Source organism: Limnohabitans sp. Hippo4 (genome assembly GCF_003063605.1).
Taxonomy (GTDB): domain Bacteria; phylum Pseudomonadota; class Gammaproteobacteria; order Burkholderiales; family Burkholderiaceae_C; genus Limnohabitans_A.
This window is the reverse complement of the sequence record NZ_NESE01000001.1, coordinates 1,027,648-1,045,701: the sequence shown is the minus strand read 5'-3', so window position 1 is coordinate 1,045,701 and position 18,054 is coordinate 1,027,648. Positions and strand designations below refer to the sequence as shown.

The 18,054-nt window shown below is 54.3% G+C and carries 15 protein-coding genes; 9 read left to right on the top strand and 6 right to left on the bottom strand.

Annotated features, from left to right (window positions below; genetic code table 11):
- Positions 1 to 5 precede the first annotated feature (5 nt).
- Together B9Z46_RS04885 and B9Z46_RS04880 are read right to left on the bottom strand one after the other, a co-directional pair.
- Positions 6 to 1,667 (bottom strand): FAD-dependent oxidoreductase, encoded by a 1,662-nt coding sequence (locus B9Z46_RS04885; protein ID WP_108254729.1) that lies wholly within the window; start codon positions 1,665 to 1,667, stop codon positions 6 to 8.
- An 8-nt stretch (positions 1,668 to 1,675) separates the two neighbouring features.
- Entirely contained in the window at positions 1,676 to 2,665 is a 990-nt protein-coding gene (locus tag B9Z46_RS04880) for a tripartite tricarboxylate transporter substrate binding protein (RefSeq protein ID WP_108254728.1), read from the bottom strand.
- A 205-nt stretch (positions 2,666 to 2,870) separates the two neighbouring features.
- Between B9Z46_RS04880 and B9Z46_RS04875 the strand changes: the two genes are divergently transcribed.
- From B9Z46_RS04875 to B9Z46_RS04855, 5 genes are read left to right on the top strand one after another with little or no spacing between them, the layout of a single operon-like run.
- Entirely contained in the window at positions 2,871 to 3,851 is a 981-nt protein-coding gene (locus B9Z46_RS04875; RefSeq protein WP_108254727.1) for a tripartite tricarboxylate transporter substrate binding protein, read from the top strand.
- A 2-nt stretch (positions 3,852 to 3,853) separates the two neighbouring features.
- Complete coding sequence (locus B9Z46_RS04870; protein ID WP_108254883.1) at positions 3,854 to 5,581, top strand: thiamine pyrophosphate-requiring protein; 1,728 nt, start codon at positions 3,854 to 3,856, stop codon at positions 5,579 to 5,581.
- A gap of 60 nt (positions 5,582 to 5,641) precedes the next feature.
- Complete coding sequence (locus B9Z46_RS04865) at positions 5,642 to 6,631, top strand: tripartite tricarboxylate transporter substrate binding protein (RefSeq protein WP_055359995.1); 990 nt, start codon at positions 5,642 to 5,644, stop codon at positions 6,629 to 6,631.
- 9 nt (positions 6,632 to 6,640) lie between these two features.
- Positions 6,641 to 7,834 (top strand): FAD-dependent monooxygenase, encoded by a 1,194-nt coding sequence (locus tag B9Z46_RS04860; RefSeq protein WP_108254726.1) that lies wholly within the window; start codon positions 6,641 to 6,643, stop codon positions 7,832 to 7,834.
- The gene (locus B9Z46_RS04855) at positions 7,831 to 9,507 is read left to right on the top strand and encodes an FAD-dependent oxidoreductase (protein ID WP_199220542.1); all 1,677 of its coding nucleotides are present in this window, start codon (positions 7,831 to 7,833) and stop codon (positions 9,505 to 9,507) included. Before B9Z46_RS04860 ends, B9Z46_RS04855 begins: the two co-directional genes overlap by 4 nt.
- A gap of 50 nt (positions 9,508 to 9,557) precedes the next feature.
- On the opposite strand, the gene hemC is transcribed toward B9Z46_RS04855, so the two are convergent.
- From hemC to B9Z46_RS04835, 4 genes are read right to left on the bottom strand one after another with little or no spacing between them, the layout of a single operon-like run.
- Complete coding sequence (gene hemC / locus B9Z46_RS04850; RefSeq protein WP_108254725.1) at positions 9,558 to 10,493, bottom strand: hydroxymethylbilane synthase; 936 nt, start codon at positions 10,491 to 10,493, stop codon at positions 9,558 to 9,560.
- Between the two features lie 17 nt (positions 10,494 to 10,510).
- Positions 10,511 to 11,512 (bottom strand): porphobilinogen synthase, encoded by a 1,002-nt coding sequence (gene hemB, locus B9Z46_RS04845; RefSeq protein ID WP_108254724.1) that lies wholly within the window; start codon positions 11,510 to 11,512, stop codon positions 10,511 to 10,513.
- Between the two features lie 35 nt (positions 11,513 to 11,547).
- On the bottom strand, positions 11,548 to 12,456 hold the full coding sequence (gene hemF / locus B9Z46_RS04840) for an oxygen-dependent coproporphyrinogen oxidase (RefSeq protein WP_108254723.1): 909 nt from the start codon (positions 12,454 to 12,456) through the stop codon (positions 11,548 to 11,550).
- A gap of 10 nt (positions 12,457 to 12,466) precedes the next feature.
- The gene (locus B9Z46_RS04835) at positions 12,467 to 13,795 is read right to left on the bottom strand and encodes a DUF3422 family protein (protein WP_108254722.1); all 1,329 of its coding nucleotides are present in this window, start codon (positions 13,793 to 13,795) and stop codon (positions 12,467 to 12,469) included.
- A gap of 150 nt (positions 13,796 to 13,945) precedes the next feature.
- On the opposite strand from B9Z46_RS04835, the gene B9Z46_RS04830 reads away from it, so the two are divergent.
- The 4 genes from B9Z46_RS04830 (at position 13,946) to B9Z46_RS04815 (ending at position 18,054) form a co-directional block, all read left to right on the top strand.
- Positions 13,946 to 14,851 (top strand): polyprenyl synthetase family protein, encoded by a 906-nt coding sequence (locus B9Z46_RS04830; RefSeq protein ID WP_055360002.1) that lies wholly within the window; start codon positions 13,946 to 13,948, stop codon positions 14,849 to 14,851.
- On the top strand, positions 14,842 to 16,035 hold the full coding sequence (locus tag B9Z46_RS04825; protein ID WP_108254721.1) for a methyltransferase: 1,194 nt from the start codon (positions 14,842 to 14,844) through the stop codon (positions 16,033 to 16,035). Before B9Z46_RS04830 ends, B9Z46_RS04825 begins: the two co-directional genes overlap by 10 nt.
- 61 nt (positions 16,036 to 16,096) lie before the next feature.
- A complete protein-coding gene (gene bchC / locus B9Z46_RS04820) occupies positions 16,097 to 17,050 on the top strand; it encodes a chlorophyll synthesis pathway protein BchC (RefSeq protein WP_055360003.1) in 954 nt (317 codons plus the stop codon).
- Positions 17,047 to 18,054 (top strand): chlorophyllide a reductase iron protein subunit X, encoded by a 1,008-nt coding sequence (locus B9Z46_RS04815; RefSeq protein ID WP_055360004.1) that lies wholly within the window; start codon positions 17,047 to 17,049, stop codon positions 18,052 to 18,054. Before bchC ends, B9Z46_RS04815 begins: the two co-directional genes overlap by 4 nt.

Below are 18,054 nucleotides of genomic sequence, written 5' to 3'. Positions count from 1 at the left end.
GATCGTCAGGCCATGGCGGTGGCCTGACCCTTCAGCAGGGCCATCAAGTCTTCTGCTGCATCGGGCAGTCTGTTGCCACGCCACACCACGTGCTGATCGGTTCTGCACAAAATCAATTTGTGCTTGTAGGCTTCAGGAATTTGAGTTTGCTTGACCAAATCAACGAAGGTCATGGGCACATTCTGTGCCTTGGCTTGGTCTAAAAAGCCTTGCACATCCACTGTGTCGTCCATGCGCAGCAGGCTGTAACCTTTGCCCAACAGGTCGTAAAGCGAAGTGCCGTCATCCAGCCAGAAATGAGGCGTACGGCATCCCGGCAGCGTGGAAGGTGTGAACGATCCCATGGAATAAGCTGGCGCAGCTTCTTCCTCATGCGCAATGATGGGCGAGCCTTCGTAGTAATAACCAAAGTTAAGGCCTTCGCAGCAAAACTGCTGAACGTTCAACTCGTAGGCTTCGTCACCTGTGGCTTTTCTAGCGGCTTCTCCCTCTGCGTCCATGGCTTCAATGTTGTGTGGCACGGCACGGCGTGCTTTGATCATTTTCTGCGCATGGTTCATCACGAAATGCGAGACTTGCTCTGTGATGGGGAAGCGTTCGGCTTCGTAGGCGTCCAAAATGGAGGGCGCTGCCCAGCCCTTGATGGCGGCGTCTAAAAGCCATGCCAAATTGGTGGCATCGGCAATACCTGCATTCATGCCGTAGCCCGCATAGGGTACCCACAAATGCGCAGCATCGCCCGCCAAAAACACGCGGCGATCGCGGAATTGGTTGGCCAACAAGCGACGACCCACCCAGTCTTCTTTGGTGATGACGTCGTACTTGAAATCGGCATCCACACCCAAAATGTTGCGAATCGATTGGTCACGGTCAACGGAGTCAAACTCGGGCTCGGTAGGGTGTAAATGGTTGTGCACCAACCATTTCTCACGTCCATCGATGGCAAACACGGTGCCACACCGGCGGGTGTTGACCGAGTAGTAGCACCAAGCGGGTTTGCCTGGCAGCAAATGGATCAAATCGGGGGCATGAATGTAAGTCGACTGAACGCGTTGAATCATTTCAGTGCCTTCTAACTTGGCGCCTATTTTTTTGCGCACAAACGAACTGCCACCGTCGCAGCCCGCTACGTAACGTACGCGAACAGTTTGACTTTCTTGGGTGTCCAAATTCAGCAAGCTGACATGGACACCTTCTTCGTCTTGCACAATGTCAGTCACTTGGGTTCGATTGCGCAAGCTGACGCCCTTGTGCGACACAGCATGCTTCAACAGCAAAGGTTCCAAATAGATTTGGTTGATGCGGTGTGGCGGCTCGGGTGTGTCCCAGCCTGTATCGGGTCCTTGGGTTTCCGTGTAACGCGTGCTTCTGCCGGGGATGGGAATGCGCGTCAGTTCCATGCCCGTCATGCTGGTGCGAAACACCACGTCGTTGGGGTAGTCTTCTGGCAAACCTGCAGCGCGCAATGTAGGCGCTATGCCCAGACGTCTGAAGTGCTCCATGCTGCGCGCTGAAACGTGGTTGCATTTCACATTGGGTGGTTGGGCAAATTCGCGAATTTCAGCCATCAAGACGGTGACGCCGCGTTGCGCCAAATCGGTGGCCAGTGTTAAGCCCACGGGGCCTGCGCCCACCACCAAGACATCGCTGTCAAATTTTGTAGACATGTTGAACTTCAATTCAGTTTGATGTTGGCTTGACGAATCACGCGCGCCCATTTTTGGGTTTCGCTTTTGATGTACGCATCAAAGCCTTCGATCGACGTGGCAACAGGTTCCATGCCGTTTTGACGCATTTGCGATTTGATCGCTTCATCGTTCAAAGCTGCTGTGAATTCGGCATGCAGGCGTTGAATGATTTGGGGCGGTGTGCCGGTAGGCGCCACCAAGCCAAACCAACCGGTAGAGTCATAGCCAGTGAGACCACTTTCAGACAAGGTGGGCACGTCGGGTAAATTGCTCAAGCGTTTGGGACTGGTCACCGCAAAGGCTTTGAGCTTGCCCGCTTTGATGTGGGGCAGTGCTGCTGCCAAATCGGTGATCGACAATTGAATTTGACCCGACAGCGTGTCCATGGCGGCAGGTCCAGAACCGCGATAAGGCACTTCGATCAATTTGACGTCGGCCATTTGGGTGAACAAGGCTGTCGACAGATGCATGGCGGTGCCATTGCCACCGTGGCCAATCGACACTTTGCCCGGTTGTGATTTGGCCAACGCAATCAGCTGCTGCAGGTTGTCGGCTGGCACCGAAGGATGACCCACCAGCACGAAGGGAATGGAGGCCAACATGGTGATGGGCGCAAAATCTTTGGTCACATCAAATGGCATTTGGGGGTAGAGGCTGACGTTGGCAGTCAGCCCGCCAGCAGCACCCACGCCCAACACATAACCATCGGGTGCGGCTTTGGCCACAGCGGTTAAACCAATGTTGCCACCAGCACCAGGGCGGTTTTCTAAAACCAGTGGGTGTCCCAATTTATCGTTCAGGCGCGTGGACAAGATTCGGATGATGGCATCCGAGCTGCCACCCGGGGGGAAGGTCACCACCACTTTGATGGGCTTGGTGGGATAGTCACTGGATTGTGCAAAGCCGCTTTGGCAAATCGTCAAGCCCAATAAAGCGCTGAAGACCAAAGACTTCCATTGAATCATGCGACTGTCCATAAATGCTCCTTGAATTGGCGCCAACTTTAGCGGTGCGTTTTTGCATTGGCAATGGGTGGTTCAACTCATCCTCGCTATTCTTCAGCGCCACAAGAGCCAGAGCGCGTAGGTGTGTGACGGAAGCTCACAAACTTGGGGTTTTCATGCTTTGCCGCCCTTAAGGGGCGTGATAGCGTGACAACACAGTTTTTGTGGAAGTGACCTCATGATGCAGATCCCCTTGATTCGCCAACTCATCCTCCTCTGCCTGCTGGGCTTGTTGCCTTTTGGCAGTTTTGCGCAAGAGTGGCCGGCCAAACCCATCCGCATCGTGGTGCCGTATCCAGCCGGCGGCGGTGTGGATGCCGCGGCCCGATTGGTCGCGCAGCATCTCACCACCGTGTTGGGTCAGTCCACCGTGATCGATCCCAAGCCAGGTGGCGGCACCGTGATCGGTGCGGACATGGTGGCACGTGCAGCACCCGATGGTTACACCTTTCTGCTGACAGGTGGCTCCACCATGTCTCTGTTGCCCCTCACTCACCCTGGCAAGTTGCCCTTTGACCCATTGCAAGACTTTGCACCCGTCAGCATGGTGTCGCGTTTGCCTTTTTTCCTGATTACATCGCCAGTCAACAAGTACAACTCGCTGAAAGAGTTGATGGCCGATGCCAAATCCAAACCAGGCCAATTGCCATATGCCAGCAACGGCATCGGCTCCATGGGCCATGTGGGCACCGCCATGCTGACGCAAAGCGCTGGCGTGGACATGATTCACGTGCCTTACCAAGGATTCCCGCCAGCCGTTTCCGACTTGGTCACGGGCCGTGTGGTGATGGTGATGGCCGACCTGGCGCCAGTCAAAGGGCAAATTCAAGCGGGTACGTTGCGTGCCATGGCAGTGGCCTCGCATCAGCGCTCCCGCTTTATGCCAGAGGTGCCCACCTTGGCTGAAGCAGGCTATCCAGGCAATGAGTTTGAAATTTGGTTGGCCTTGTATGCGCCTGCCAAAACGCCTGCCAGCATTGTGGCGCGCGTTGGACAAGAAGTGAAAAAGTTCTTGGACATGCCCAGCACCCGCGAAGCCTTCAGCAAGCTGGGGCATGAAAGCGACAGTGCCGGACCCGAGGTGGTTCGCCAAAGAATTGAATCTGAATTGAAATCGATGTTGCCCGTTGTCAAATCGGCTGGCCTCCTCAACAAATGACCATGAGCGACACCTACACACGCACAGCTTCCCATGACTTGCTTCAAGGCTTGGTTGATTTAGGCATTGACTATTTGTTTTGTAATTTGGGCACAGACCACGCCCCCCTGATTGAAGAGATGGCGCATTGGCGTGCACAAGGTCGCTCGTTTCCCAAACTGATCTTGTGTCCGCACGAGAACACGGCGGTTCACATGGCGGGCGGCTATGCCGTTGCAACAGGCCGCGGACAGGCGGTGCTGGTGCACGTGGATGCTGGCACTGCCAACGCGGCCATGGGCCTGCACAACCTGTGCCGTACACGCATTCCAGTGTTGTTGATTGCGGGTCGTGCGCCCATGAGCACATTCGATCAAGCTACTGGCGGTCGCGACACCTATGTGCATTTCATTCAAGAGCCTTTTGACCAAGCCAGTGTGGTTCGGCCCTATGTGAAATGGGAATACAACTTGGCATGGCCCGCCATGGCGCATGAGGTTGTTTCAAGGGCAGGGGCGGTGATGCAAAGCGATCCAACAGGACCGGTGTACCTCACACTGCCCCGCGAGGTCTTGGCGGCGCCCGTAGATGCAAGCAGCATCGGTGCTTATGGCCATCAAAACCATTTGCCTGTGAAAGCGCAGGGTGCTGATTTGGCGGCGGTGCAAGCCATTGCGGACAAGTTGATGGCTTCAGAAAATCCGATGCTGGTCACGGCCTATGCAGGCCGAAACCACGAGGCGCCTGCCTTGATTGAAAAATTGGCGACCTTGTGCGGCATGCGTGTTTGTGAGTTCAACACGATCTATCTCAACATCCGCCGAGACTCTCCTTATTTTGCTGGCTACAACCCTGCAGCTTTTACAGAGCAGGCCGACTTTGGTTTGATGGTGGACGTGGATGTGCCTTGGATTCCCAAAACAACGCGCGTCAATCCCAAAGCTTATTGGGCGCAGTTGGATGTCGATGCCATCAAGCGCGACATTCCGATGTGGGGCTTCCCCTTGAATGCACGCATCGAAGGCGACAGCGTCAAGTTACTCCAGCAATTGATTGCGGTCATTGAGCAAACAGCAAGTGCCGAATTCAAACGCAAAGCGCAAGCGCGTGGTCAAGCACTTCAACAGGCACATCAGTCCAATCAGCAGCGAGTGGCTGCATTGGCCAGTGCACCGGGCACCTTGAATGCCATCAATCCGCACTACCTGTGTGCGGCACTGGCGCAACAAATCAAGCCGGACGATGTGATTTTGAATGAGGCCATTCGCAACACCATGGCGGTCTTTGAGCAAATTCCGCGTGAATTGCCAGGCAGTTTGGTCGGCCTGTCAGGCGGTGGACTTGGGTTTTCCGCAGGCACGGCTTTGGGCATTAAATTGGCGCAAGCTAAGAGCCGCGTGATTCATTTTGTGGGCGATGGTTCGTTTTACTTTAGCAACCCCAGTGCGGTGTATGCAGTGGCCCGCCAATACAACTTGCCCATCCTGACGGTCCTTCTAGACAACGGCGGATGGTCGGCTGTGAAGGAGTCGACCTTGCGCATGTACCCCCAAGGGGAAGCGAAAGAGACCAATCAATTTGCTTCCGATTTGGGTTACGGCACAGATTTCGCAGCAATTGCAGAAGCCGCAGGCGCGCATGGCGAGAGGCTGTCACATCCAGCGGATGTTGCTGCCGCTGTGGCACGCTGCTTGGCGGCCTTGGACGCTGGACAAAGCGCACTGCTGCATGTGCGCATCACCCCACTCTAACTGAGCGCCTCGTTACAGATTGAGTTTTTCCAAAGCATTGAGATTGAAAAGGAAACAAACATGACACACACCCAATTTTCTTCAAGCAAGCGCATGGCTGTTGTTGGAACGGCATTGACCTTGTTGGCCAGTTTGGCTGGCGTGGTGCATGCGCAAACTGCGTGGCCTTCTAAGCCGGTGCGCATTGTGGTGCCTTATGCGCCCGGTGGCGCCAACGACATCTTGGCCCGCGTGGTGGCAGAAAAATTAGCGCCGGCATTGGGTCAACCTGTGGTGGTTGAAAACAAACCTGGTGCTGGTGCCATTGTGGGGACCGAGTTGGTGGTCAAAGCGGCCCCCGATGGCTACACCTTGCTGATGGCGGCCAGTGGACCCATTGTGTTCAATCCCGCTTTGGTAGCCAAACTGTCATACAACCCCATGACCGATTTGACGCCCATTTCATTGGTGGGTTCTTTCCCCATGATTTTGGCGGTGAACGAAGCATCACCTGCCAAGACGTTTGCCGAACTGGTCAACCTCACCAAGGCCAACCCGAGCAAGTTCAATTACTCGTACCCATCCGCTTCGTTTCAGCTGGTGATGGAGTTGGTCAAAACCAAAACGGGCTTGAAAGCCATGAACGTGCCTTATCAAGGCAGTGCCCCCTCCATCAATGCGGTGCTCACCCAAGAAGTGCAAATGACCTTGATTGACTCTGGCCCCATTGCCGCTTTGTTGAAAGCTGGCAAATTGCGTGCACTGGGTGTGACCTCAGAGCAGCGCCTTGCCGCCTACCCGCAAGTGCCAACCTTGAAAGAGCAGGGCGTGGATGTGTCAGTCAATTTCTGGAGTGGCTTGCTGGCGCCTGCAGGCACGCCGGCGCCGATTGTGAAGCGTGTGCAAGAAGAAGTGGCGCGCATCATGGCCTTGCCTGATGTGCAAGAGCGCATGGCCAAGTTGGACATCAAAGCTGTGGGCAGCTCTTCTGCAGATTTGGCCAAAACCATTTCGCAAGAAATTCAACTTTGGACCCAAGTGGCAAAAGACAACAACATCAAAGCAGAGTGATGGTTCTGAATGAATGACAAGCGAATCGCCATTGCTGGCGCTGGCATCGCAGGCCTGACCACTGCGCTGTCTTTGTTGCAGTTGGGTTGGAAGGTGGATGTCTATGAGCAAGCTTCGCAATTAGGCGAGGTGGGTGCAGGTCTGCAAATTTCACCCAACGGCACACGCATTCTTCAAAGTTTGGGTTTGGAAAATGCCTTGCACCAAGTGGTGTCACAAGCGCAGGGCAAAGAGATTCGCATGTGGAATACAGGTCAACGTTGGAAATTGTTTGACCTGGGTGACGATTGCTTGTCGCGCTTTGGCGCGCCTTATTGGATGGTGCACCGAGGTGACCTGCACAAAGTGTTGTTAGATGCTTTCAACGCAAGGTCGGATGCACCAGTGAGGTTGAATGCCCGGGTGGTGTCTGCGCAAAGTACCTCAGGCGGTGCAAGTTTCGAATTGCAAGATGGCAGTCGCCACATGGCCTATGGCTTGATTGCCTCTGATGGCGTTCACTCGGTGTTGCGCGAAAAGTTGTTGGGCGAAGACAAAGCGCAATTCACAGGTTTGTTGGCTTGGCGTGGTTTGGTTCCCATTCAATCCATTGCGTCGCATTTACAAGCGCCCGTGGGGACCAATTGGGTGGGGCCGGGTGCGCATGTCATCACTTACCCTGTTCGCGGTGGCCAACTGATGAACGTGGTGGGCATCATTGAAAAAGAGGGCTGGCAGGGTGAATCGTGGACAGAGCAGGGCACGCACGAAGAGCTGCTTCAAGACTTTGGTCACTGGCATGAGGATGTGCTTGCGTTGATGCGCAAAATTGAGCAACCCTTCAAATGGGCCTTGCTTGGCAGAACCCCACAAAGAGGGTGGGCACAAGGATCGATTTGCCTGGTGGGCGATTCCGCACATCCCACCTTGCCTTTTTTAGCGCAAGGCGCCAACATGGCCATCGAAGATGCTGCTGTCATGGCGCGTTGTTTAGACGCTTATTCAACGGCCCCAGAAGCCTTTGAGAAATTTGAAGCGCTACGTTGGCAACGCACAGCCGACATCGTGAACCGCTCTAGTGACAACGCCAAGCGCTTTCACAACCCCCAACTTTCCGATGCCAACAAAGCGGTTGACTATGTCAGCACTGAATGGGAGCCCGAAAAAGTTCGCCGACACTACGACTGGCTGTTTGAATACGATGCATTGAAGGTGACAGTATGAGCGCCGACATCAAATTCAACACACCTGTGTTGATTGTGGGCGCTGGCCCCGTGGGCATGACCATGGCTTTGTGTTTAGCCCAAAGAGGCATTGCCAGTGTCTTGGTGGAATTGCGCGCCGCAGAGGTATTGCCCGATGTGAAGTGCAACCACATTTCAGCGCGCAGCATGGAACTGTTCCGAGCCTTGGGGGTGTCGCAAGACTTGCGCGCAGCAGGTCTGCCAGATGACTACCCGCACAGTGTGTCTTACAGAACCAGCACCTTGGGTGAAGAGATTGCCAGAATTCACATCCCAGGCCGAAACACACGCCTCACCGATCACTCAGGTCCGGATGGCCATTGGCCAACACCAGAGCCTCCGCACAGAATCAATCAGCGTTACATCGAACCCATTCTGCGGCAACATGTTCAAAAGCAAGCCTTGATCACATGTTTGTACAAGCACCAGGTGATTGCCTTTGAACAGGATGAACACCAAGTTACCGCGCAAGTTCAAAACTTGGAACAGCCTGATGCACCTGCTTTCGCCATTCAAGCCTCGTATTTGGTGGGCTGCGATGGCGGACGCTCCATGGTCCGTAAAGGCATTGGCGCCAAATTGGTCGGCGACGAAGTGGTGCAACGGGTTCAAAGCACTTGCATCCGTGCCCCGGGACTGATTGCGAAAATGAAAGCTGCACCGGCTTGGGCCATGTTCACGGTCAACCCGCGCCGTAGCGGCAACATCTACGCCATTGATGGCAAAGAGGTTTGGCTGATTCACAACTACTTGCGCGACCATGAGGTGGATTTTGAGGCCGTCGATCGAGATTGGGCCATCCGAACCATTTTGGGTGTGGGTGATGATTTCGAATATCAAGTCATGAGCAAGGAAGACTGGATTGGGCGAAGGCTGGTCAGTGATCAGTTGCAAAGTGGCAAAGTCTTTGTGGCCGGAGATGCCGCCCACTTGTGGGTACCCTATGCAGGCTATGGCATGAATGCAGGGTTGGCAGATGCGGCCAATTTGGCCTGGCATTTGGCAGCACAACTAGAAGGCTGGGCGGCGCCACAAGCTTTGAGTGCTTATGAAAAAGAGCGACATCCCATCACCGAGCAAGTGTCGCGCTTTGCCATGAACCATGCGCATGCCATGAGCCAAAGACGCCGGCAAATTCCAGAAAATCTGGAAGAAGACAGTCCGGCTGGTCAAGCGGCTCGCACCGAGTTTGGCCAAGATTTGTACGACTTGAATGTGCAGCAGTATTGCTGTGCAGGGCTGAACTTCGGCTACTACTACGATCAGTCGCCTGTGATGGTCTATGACGAAGAGTGCGCGCCCGATTACAGCATGGGCAGCTTTCAATCCTCCTCAGTTCCCGGTTGTCGTGCACCGCATTTCTGGCTGGCAGAGGGGCGCTCAGTTTATGACGCCTTGGGGCCAGCCTACACCTTGCTTTGCTTTGTCAACCCGATTTGCGAAACAGTCGAAGCCTTGAAAGGGCAAGCCGCAGTCGCGCGCATGCCTTTGACTGTCATCGACGTCTCCTCGCAAGCGAATGTGCCGCCTGAGTATCGCCATGCTTTTGTGCTGGTGCGCTCGGATGCGCACACAGTTTGGCGAGGTGATGCTTTGAACCTAGAAACTGCTCAAGGGGTGATTGCTAAATTGTGTGGATTTGCTTCGCACTGAAACAAAACTTCAATCATTCAATTGCTTGAATCCCAGGGCCTGATGCCAATTCATTTGATGACGGCAACAGCCCCTTTTTGAATCAGTTGTTGTGCAACTCTGATGCCCAATTCACTGGCTTGCTGCAGTACTGTGGGATGGTTCAGGTCGATCTCGCATTGATCTTTGGCTTGTATCAATGGGGCATGGCTGTTATGGGGATCACCCCATGCAGCGCTGATGGCCAAGACACCCTTCTCAAGTGTGGCGTGGGCAGCCAATGGCATTGAGCAACTTCCGCCCATGGTGCGACTGACACCGCGCTCTGCATACACCCTGATGGCGGTTGGCAAATCATTCAAGGGTGCCAAGAGCGCTGCCAAGTCGGGGCGATCGTCGCAAATTTCAATGCCAATGGCGCCTTGTCCTGCGGCAGGCATCATGCGGTCTAAATCAAAGCTATGTCGAATACGTTCAGCCAACCCTAGGCGTTTGAGACCCGCTGTGGCCAACACAATGCCGGCATATTGACCTTCATCGAGTTTGCGCAAGCGTGTGTCCAAGTTGCCACGCAGGGGTTCGATTTTCAAATCAGGTCGCAGGGCATGCAGCAACACGGTTCTGCGCAAGCTGGAAGTGCCAACAACGGCGCCCTGAGGCAAACTTTCGAGGGAGTCAAAATGAGGCGAAACCCAGGCGTCGCGCGGATCTTCACGTTCTAAGATGCACGCCAGTGCAAAGCCTTGCGGTAAATCCATGGGCACATCTTTCAAGGAGTGCACCGCAATGTGGGCCGAGCCATCTGCCAGTGCAACTTCAAGTTCTTTGATGAACAAGCCTTTGCCGCCCACCTTGCTTAAAGGTTGATCCAAAATCTGATCGCCTAGAGTGGTCATGCCCAGCAATGACACCTGATGGCCTTGGGCTTCAAGCAATTGCTTCACGTGATGTGCTTGCCACAAAGCCAGTCGGCTTTCGCGGGTTGCAATGGTGATGGTGGAGGTCATAAAGAAGTGCTTTGATTTCAGTTGGAAGTCTTTAATTTTTTGGCAGCGTCGATGGCAAAGTAAGTCAAGATGCCATCAGCGCCGGCCCGTTTGAATGCCAGCAAGCTCTCCATCATCACGGCGTCGTGATCGAGCCAGCCATTTTGCGCGGCTGCTTTGAGCATGGCGTATTCACCAGACACTTGATAGGCGAAGGTGGGTACTTTGAACTCATCCTTGACCCGTCTTACGATGTCGAGGTAGGGCATGCCAGGTTTGACCATCACCATGTCGGCGCCTTCAGCAATGTCAAGCGCCACTTCGCGCAAGGCTTCGTCTGAATTGCCGGGGTCCATTTGGTAGGTTTTTTTATCGCTCTTGCCCAGATTGGCGGCTGAACCTACGGCGTCGCGGAACGGGCCATAAAAGGCGCTGGCATATTTGGCGCTGTACGCCATGATTTGGGTGTTGATGTGGCCATGCGTCTCAAGCGCTGCGCGAATGGCGCCAATGCGGCCATCCATCATGTCGCTGGGCGCCACCATGTCGACACCCGCTTGCGCTTGTGCCAAAGCTTGCTGTGTGAGCACTTTGACAGTGGCATCGTTCAGGATGTAGCCCGCCTCGTCCAGCAAACCGTCTTGTCCGTGGCTGGTGTAGGGGTCGAGCGCAACGTCGGTCATGATGCCCAGCGTTGGAAAATGTTTTTTCAAAGTGGCCACCACATGCGGCACCAAACCTTTGGGGTTGGTCGCCTCGATGCCATCGGGTGTTTTAAGGTGTGCGCTGATGACAGGAAAAAGCGCCATCACAGGAATGCCCAACTCAACGCATTCTTCGGCCACATGCATCAGCAAATCCAGACTGACGCGATCGACGCCGGGCATTGATTTGACAGACTCGCGGCGGTTTTCGCCCTCAAGTACAAACACCGGATAGATGAGATCGTTGACACTGAGTGCGTGTTCTCGCACCAGTCGGCGGCTAAAGTCGTTGCGGCGCAAACGGCGAGGGCGATGAGCGGGAAAGGATGGGGTCATGGTGTGGATGTCATCTCAAGTTGAGCAGTGGGAGGTCAAACCCAATCGCGTTTCACAATGAAGTTTTTCATCAAATCGTGTTCGGGTGTGCCAGCTTGCGCTTGGTGCTGGTAAGACCAACTGACCAAGGGCGGCATGGACAGCAAAATGGATTCTGTACGGCCACCTGATTGCAAACCAAAATGCGTACCGCGGTCCCAAACCAAATTGAATTCAACGTAGCGGCCGCGTCTGTAAAGCTGGTGTGTACGTTCCCTCTCACCGTAGGGTGTGTCCTTGCGTCTTTCAACGATTGGCATATAGGCGCTTAAAAATGCGTCGCCCACACTTTTCAAAACATCGAAGCTTTTTTCGCTGCCAAACTCTGAAAAGTCGTCAAAGAAAACACCGCCAATGCCGCGTTGTTCGTTGCGGTGTTTCAAGCAAAAATAGTCATCGCACCAAGCTTTGAAGCGGGGGTACAAATGCGCACCGTGTGGCGTCAATGCGTCTTTGCACGTTTGGTGAAAATGCACTGCATCTTCTTCAAAACCATAGTAGGGCGTGAGGTCCATGCCGCCACCAAACCAAGCCACGGTCTGGCCGTCTGCTGCTTTGGCTGACAGCATGCGCACATTCATGTGCACTGTTGGCGCATAGGGATTGCGTGGATGAAAAACCAAGGAAACACCCATGGCTTCAAAGGGGGCGCCCGCCAACTCAGGTCTGTCGTGTGTGGCTGAAGGTGGCAGTTTGGGTCCTGTTACATGAGAAAAGCCACAGCCTGCTCTTTCAAACACAGCGCCGTTTTCAAGGATTTGCGTGATGCCACTGCCTTGCAAAGGCTCACCAGGTGGCTTGTGCCAGTGATCTGACAAAAAGCTGCCGCCATCTAAGTTGGCAATGCGTGTGGTAATGCTGCTTTGCAAGGATGTTAAGTAATTTCTAACGACTTGAGTGTCCATGTTCTCAATCTCAAAGTTCTTTCAAGCTTCGGTGGATGTGTTGGATCATTCGCCAACACACCAACAAAACCAAGGGGGTGCTAAATCCAGCCAGCATTTCTGGGTTGATGTTCAAGCCAGCCGCCTTCAATGCTTTGCCCAGGTAAAGGCAGAGACTGACGACGTAGTAAGTGATGGCCGCAATCGACAGGCCTTCCACAGTGGATTGCAGTCTGAGTTGCAGCGCTTGTCCGCGTGTGAGTTTTTCCAGCAGTTGCTGGTTTTGTGCTTCAGCCGCAATCTCGACGCGTGTTCGAAGTAATGCGCTGGCGCGTGACACACGTTGGGCCAGGGCAGCCAAACGCTCGGAGGTGGCATTGACAGTGGCCATGGCCGGTGCCAAGCGTCTTTGCATGAATTCGCCTACTGTTTGAATGCCCGACAAGGGACGTTCACGCATTTCAGAAATGCGTTCTTTGACAATGGCATCGTAGGCGCGTGCTGCCGAGAAACGGTAGCTGTGTTCAGCGGTGGTGCTTTCCACTTGCGCGGCCAAACTGGCCAAATCGCTCAACAGGACCTCGTCGCTGACGGTATTGGTTTCTAAGCGCGCGGTGATCTCGACCAATTGTGCTTCTGTGGTTGCCAACTTGCTTGCCAATTGCTTGGCCACAGGCAAGCTGAGCAAAGACATCATGCGATAGGTTTCAAGTTCCAACAATCGCTGTGCAATACGTCCGGCTCTGTTCTCGGATGTGCCGGGTGCAGCCATCACCAATATTCTTTCAAAGCCATCTGCGCCAATGCGCAAATTGGTGATCAGGTGTGAGTGTGAATTGGCGTCGGCGGTGCGGCCCATTTTGGCGCCAATGACGGTTCCTTCGCCCAACCACAATTTGGATTTGTAGATGGCATCTGGATCGTCCATGCCTTCGTTCAGCATGGCCAAGTGAATGGCTGTGATGGTTTTGCCGGGAATGCCTTTTAACCAAGCCATGCCCGTGGCAACGTGGGTGGCCAGGTCGGGCAAGGTGCTGCCCCAATGCGCATGCGCGGGCAATGCCTGAACAATGGTGTAGCGCGTGAATTCGGTATGGCGTTCCCAAATGATTTTGAACTGATCACTTTGAAGTTGCAAAAAGTTGCCCTTCATTTGGTCGATGTCCAAACTGTCTTGACCGGCCAATTGCCGCAGGTGTTGGCATTCGTCCGAGACGCTGACACCTGCATTCAAGACAGCAACATAAACAATCAGGGCTGGCAGCTTGAAGGTGGCAGAGGGTCGCGTGTGAATTTCGTTGTGCAGCACAAAGCGTTGCGCATCGTCGATGGGCAAACAAGGCAATGAACGTTCATGCATATCGCTCCCTAAGGGGTTTTTCACCCCATGATTTGGCCCTAAATCAGCCAAAAATAAACTAAGTGTCAACATCTATTGACATTTCTCAATGTATTACTATATTGACATTTAATTCTGTCACGTTTCGTTGACGGTTCCTCTGGGGGTGTCATGAGTCTATTAACAAGAGCGGAAGCGGCGCTGAAATTGCATTTCGACGCCGCTGCGGGCGCTGGTGCACCCCAACGGCTTCAAGCCGCCATGCAGCATGCGGTGTTTTCGGGCGGTGCACGCATTCGCCCCCAGCTGTGCATGGCCGTTGCCACCGCCTGTGGCGACGATGCCCCCGAGTTGACCAATGCGGCCGCTGTCGCCTTGGAATTCATGCACTGTGCATCCTTGGTGCACGACGACATGCCCACCTTTGACAATGCCGATTTCCGTAGGGGACAACCCACGGTCCACAAGGCTTTCTCGGAGCCTTTGGCCTTGTTGACGGGGGATGGCCTGATCGTGATGGCCTACCAAGCGCTGTTGCAAGCTGGCCGGACCTATCCAGACCGTCTCATTGAACTGATGGACAACCTGTCAAGAGGCGTGGGTTTGCCAAATGGCATTGTGGCGGGCCAGGCCTGGGAGTGTGAAACCACGGCCGATTTGGGGCAGTATCAACGCGCCAAAACGGGTGCGCTGTTTGTTTCTGCAACTTGTGCTGGCGCCATTGCCAGCGGTCAAGCGCATGAGCCATGGGCGCCGCTGGGTGCGTATTTGGGCGAGGCCTACCAAGTGGCCGATGACATTCGCGATGTTCTGGGCGATGTGGCCAGTTTGGGTAAACCAGCAGGGCAGGATGTCTTGAATGCAAGGCCCAGTTCGGCGCAAGCTTTGGGCTTGGAAGGCGCCATTCATCACTTTGACAGCTTGATCGCCAAAGCGGGTGACTCGATTCCGGATTGCAATTGCCGCGACATGTTGAAGCAATTGGTGCTGCATGAGTCAGAGCGATTGGTCCCCAAGTCGATGTGTGAGGACTACCGCAAGCAAGCTGCATTGGCCAAGGCTGTCAAATGGGCGTGAATCACAAACTTGACTTGGCCAGTTTGCCAGCCTCCGGGCACGGGGCTGACGCTTGGCATGATCGATTTTTGGCGTGGCTAGAGCGGCTCTATGCCAGTCCACGTCTTTACAGTTTTTCACTCACCAATCCGCTCACGCGCTGGGTGACGCGCCGTCGCACTCAAAAGCTGTTTGATTTGATGGCCGGCTTTGTGCACACCCAGGTGATGCTGGGTTGCATTCGACTCGACCTGTTCAAAATGTTGCACCAAGCGCCGGCCGATTTGCACCAAATTGCAGCCCGCGTCAACATGCCTGCGCCCGTCTTGCAGCGCCTGCTTTTATCGGCAGTCTCGCTGAATTTGTTGGAGTGCAGAAGTGGCGCACGTTTTGGCTTAGGCCCATTGGGCGTGCCTTTGGCAACGCACGACGGCATTGCCGCCATGATTGAGCACAACCATTTGCTGTACGCCGACATGCAAGATCCGGTGGGCTTTTTGAACAACGCATGGCAAGGCGACATGGCGGCCTATTGGCCCTATGCGCACGACGCCAATGCTGCCACGCGTGAGCCTCAAGACAAGTTCAGCCGGTACTCCGATTTGATGGCGGCATCTCAAGGTTTTGTGATCGAAGAAATCTTGTCCAGCTATTTCTTTGATGAGCACCAATGCGTCTTGGATGTGGGTGCTGGCAAGGGCCGTTTTGCCTCAGAAATGGCTGTGCATGCACCCCACTTGAAAGTCAAATTGTTTGATTTGCCACCCGTGTTGGAACTGGCCAAAGCCAACGTTCAGCAACGTGGTTTGAGCGATCGGATGAGTTTTCACCCAGGCAGTTTTTTGCACGACGCTTTGCCCACAGGCGCCGATTTGATCACGCTGGTGCGCGTGGCCCACGATCACCCTGACGACGTGGTGCGCCAGTTGCTGCAAAAAATTCATGCAGCGCTCCCATTGGGTGGAGTCCTCTTGTTGGCAGAACCCATGGCGCAAGCCCTGTCGGAGTCTTATGCCGGCCCGGCCCAGTCGGACGCGTATTTCCACTTTTACCTGCTGGCCATGGGCGCAGGGCGCCTTCGCACCCCTGAAGAGCTGATGCATTTGATGGCAGAGGCCGGATTTGGCCAGATTGAGCACTTGCCCAACGCCATGCCCATCCATGCGCAGCTCATTGTGGGCAGAAAGTCTAAGTGTTTACCCTAATCGATATGATTATATGTAAACATCGTTTGACACAAATTGATGTAACGCAAAGAATACAGTTATGAAAGCCACCGCAGTCGTATTTGACAACCCCAAGCAATTGTCGCTTCAGGCATTGGATTTGCCTTCTTTGCAAGAAGGCCAAGTCGAAGTGGCTGTGCAATACAGTGGCATCAGCACGGGCACAGAGCGCATGTTGTGGGATGGCAGCATGCCGCCATTTCCCGGCATGGGTTACCCCCTTGTGCCGGGCTACGAAACTGTGGGTCAAGTGGTGCGTGCCCCTCAAGGCGCCAAGCTCAAAGAAGGCCAAACCGTGTTTGTCCCCGGCGCCAACTGCTTCACAGGTGTTCGAAGCTTGTTTGGCGGTGCTGCATCGCGCTTGGTGGTTTCAGATCAAAAAATACTGCCTGTGGCCAACGACCTTGGCAGCGATGCTGTGCTGTTTGCATTGGCCGCTACGGCTTATCACGCTGTATCGGGTGGCGGTCAGCAAGAGCCGTACAACCCGCCCGATTTGATCATTGGTCACGGCGTCATGGGCCGTTTGCTGGCGCGCCTCACAGTGGCTGCTGGCTTCCCACCGCCTACCGTTTGGGAAACCAATGCCGAGCGTGCAAAAGGTGCTGAAGGCTACAAGGTCGTTAACCCTCAAGACGATGATCACAAAGGGTATCAGGCCATTTATGACGTCAGTGGTGATTCGTCATTGCTCGACAAACTCATTCAAAGAATTCGTCCCGGTGGTGAAGTGGTGTTGGCAGGTTTTTACAAAGACAACTTGCAATTTGCCTACGCACCCGCGTTCATGCGTGAAGCACGAATTCGCGTTGCTGCCGAATGGAAGCGTCCCGATTTATTGGCTGTCAATGAATTGGTGAACAACGGACAACTGTCACTCAAAGGTTTGGTCACTCACGTCCAAACCTCCAACTCTGCCACCGTTGCGTATGAGACCGCGTTCGGTGATGTTTCTTGTCTCAAGATGGTCCTTGATTGGAGCGCACACGCATGAACACACAAACTACCACCGAGCACACCGTTCAATTTGTTGATCGACTTCGCAGTGAGGCCGCAGAGCCTCTAGAGCCCATCAGCACGAAAGAGGTGACCAAGGAAACGCAGATCATTGCCATCTACGGCAAGGGCGGCATTGGCAAGAGCTTCACACTGGCCAACCTCAGTTACATGATGGCGCAGCAAGGCAAAAAAGTTTTGCTGATTGGTTGTGATCCAAAGAGTGATACCACCAGCTTGTTGTTTGGTGGCAAGGCTTGCCCCACCATCATTGAAACCTCTTCACGTTTGAAACTGGCCGGTCAAGCCGTCAGCATCAGCGATGTGTGCTTCAAGCGCGATGGTGTGTTTGCCATGGAACTGGGCGGCCCCGAAGTGGGTCGTGGCTGCGGTGGCCGCGGCATCATCCACGGTTTTGAAACGCTTGAAAAATTAGGCTTCCACGATTGGGGCTTTGACTATGTGTTGCTCGACTTTTTGGGCGACGTGGTGTGCGGCGGCTTTGGTTTGCCCATTGCCCGCGACATGTGCCAAAAAGTGATTGTGGTGGGCAGCAATGATTTGCAGTCCTTGTATGTGGCCAACAACGTTTGCTCAGCGGTGGAGTACTTCCGCAAACTGGGTGGCAACGTGGGTGTGGCCGGCATGGTCATCAACAAAGACGACGGCACAGGCGAAGCGCAAGCTTTTGCTGCCAATGCCGGCATTCCAGTGTTGGCTGCTATTCCTGCCAACGAAGACATTCGCCGTAAGAGTGCCAGCTACGAAATCATTGGCAAGCCCGACAGTGAGTGGGGCTCCCTGTTTGCCGACTTGGCCAAGAACGTGGCCGAAGCGCCACCGATGCGTCCCAAGCCACAAACGCAAGATGAGTTGTTAGGTTTGTTCAGCGCAGACACCGTGGGCCGCAATGTGGTGTTGGAGCCAGCCACCATGTTTGACATGGTGGGCAAAAACGAAGTCATCAAGCCCAGCCTCGAAGTTATTTACGACCAGGCCTAA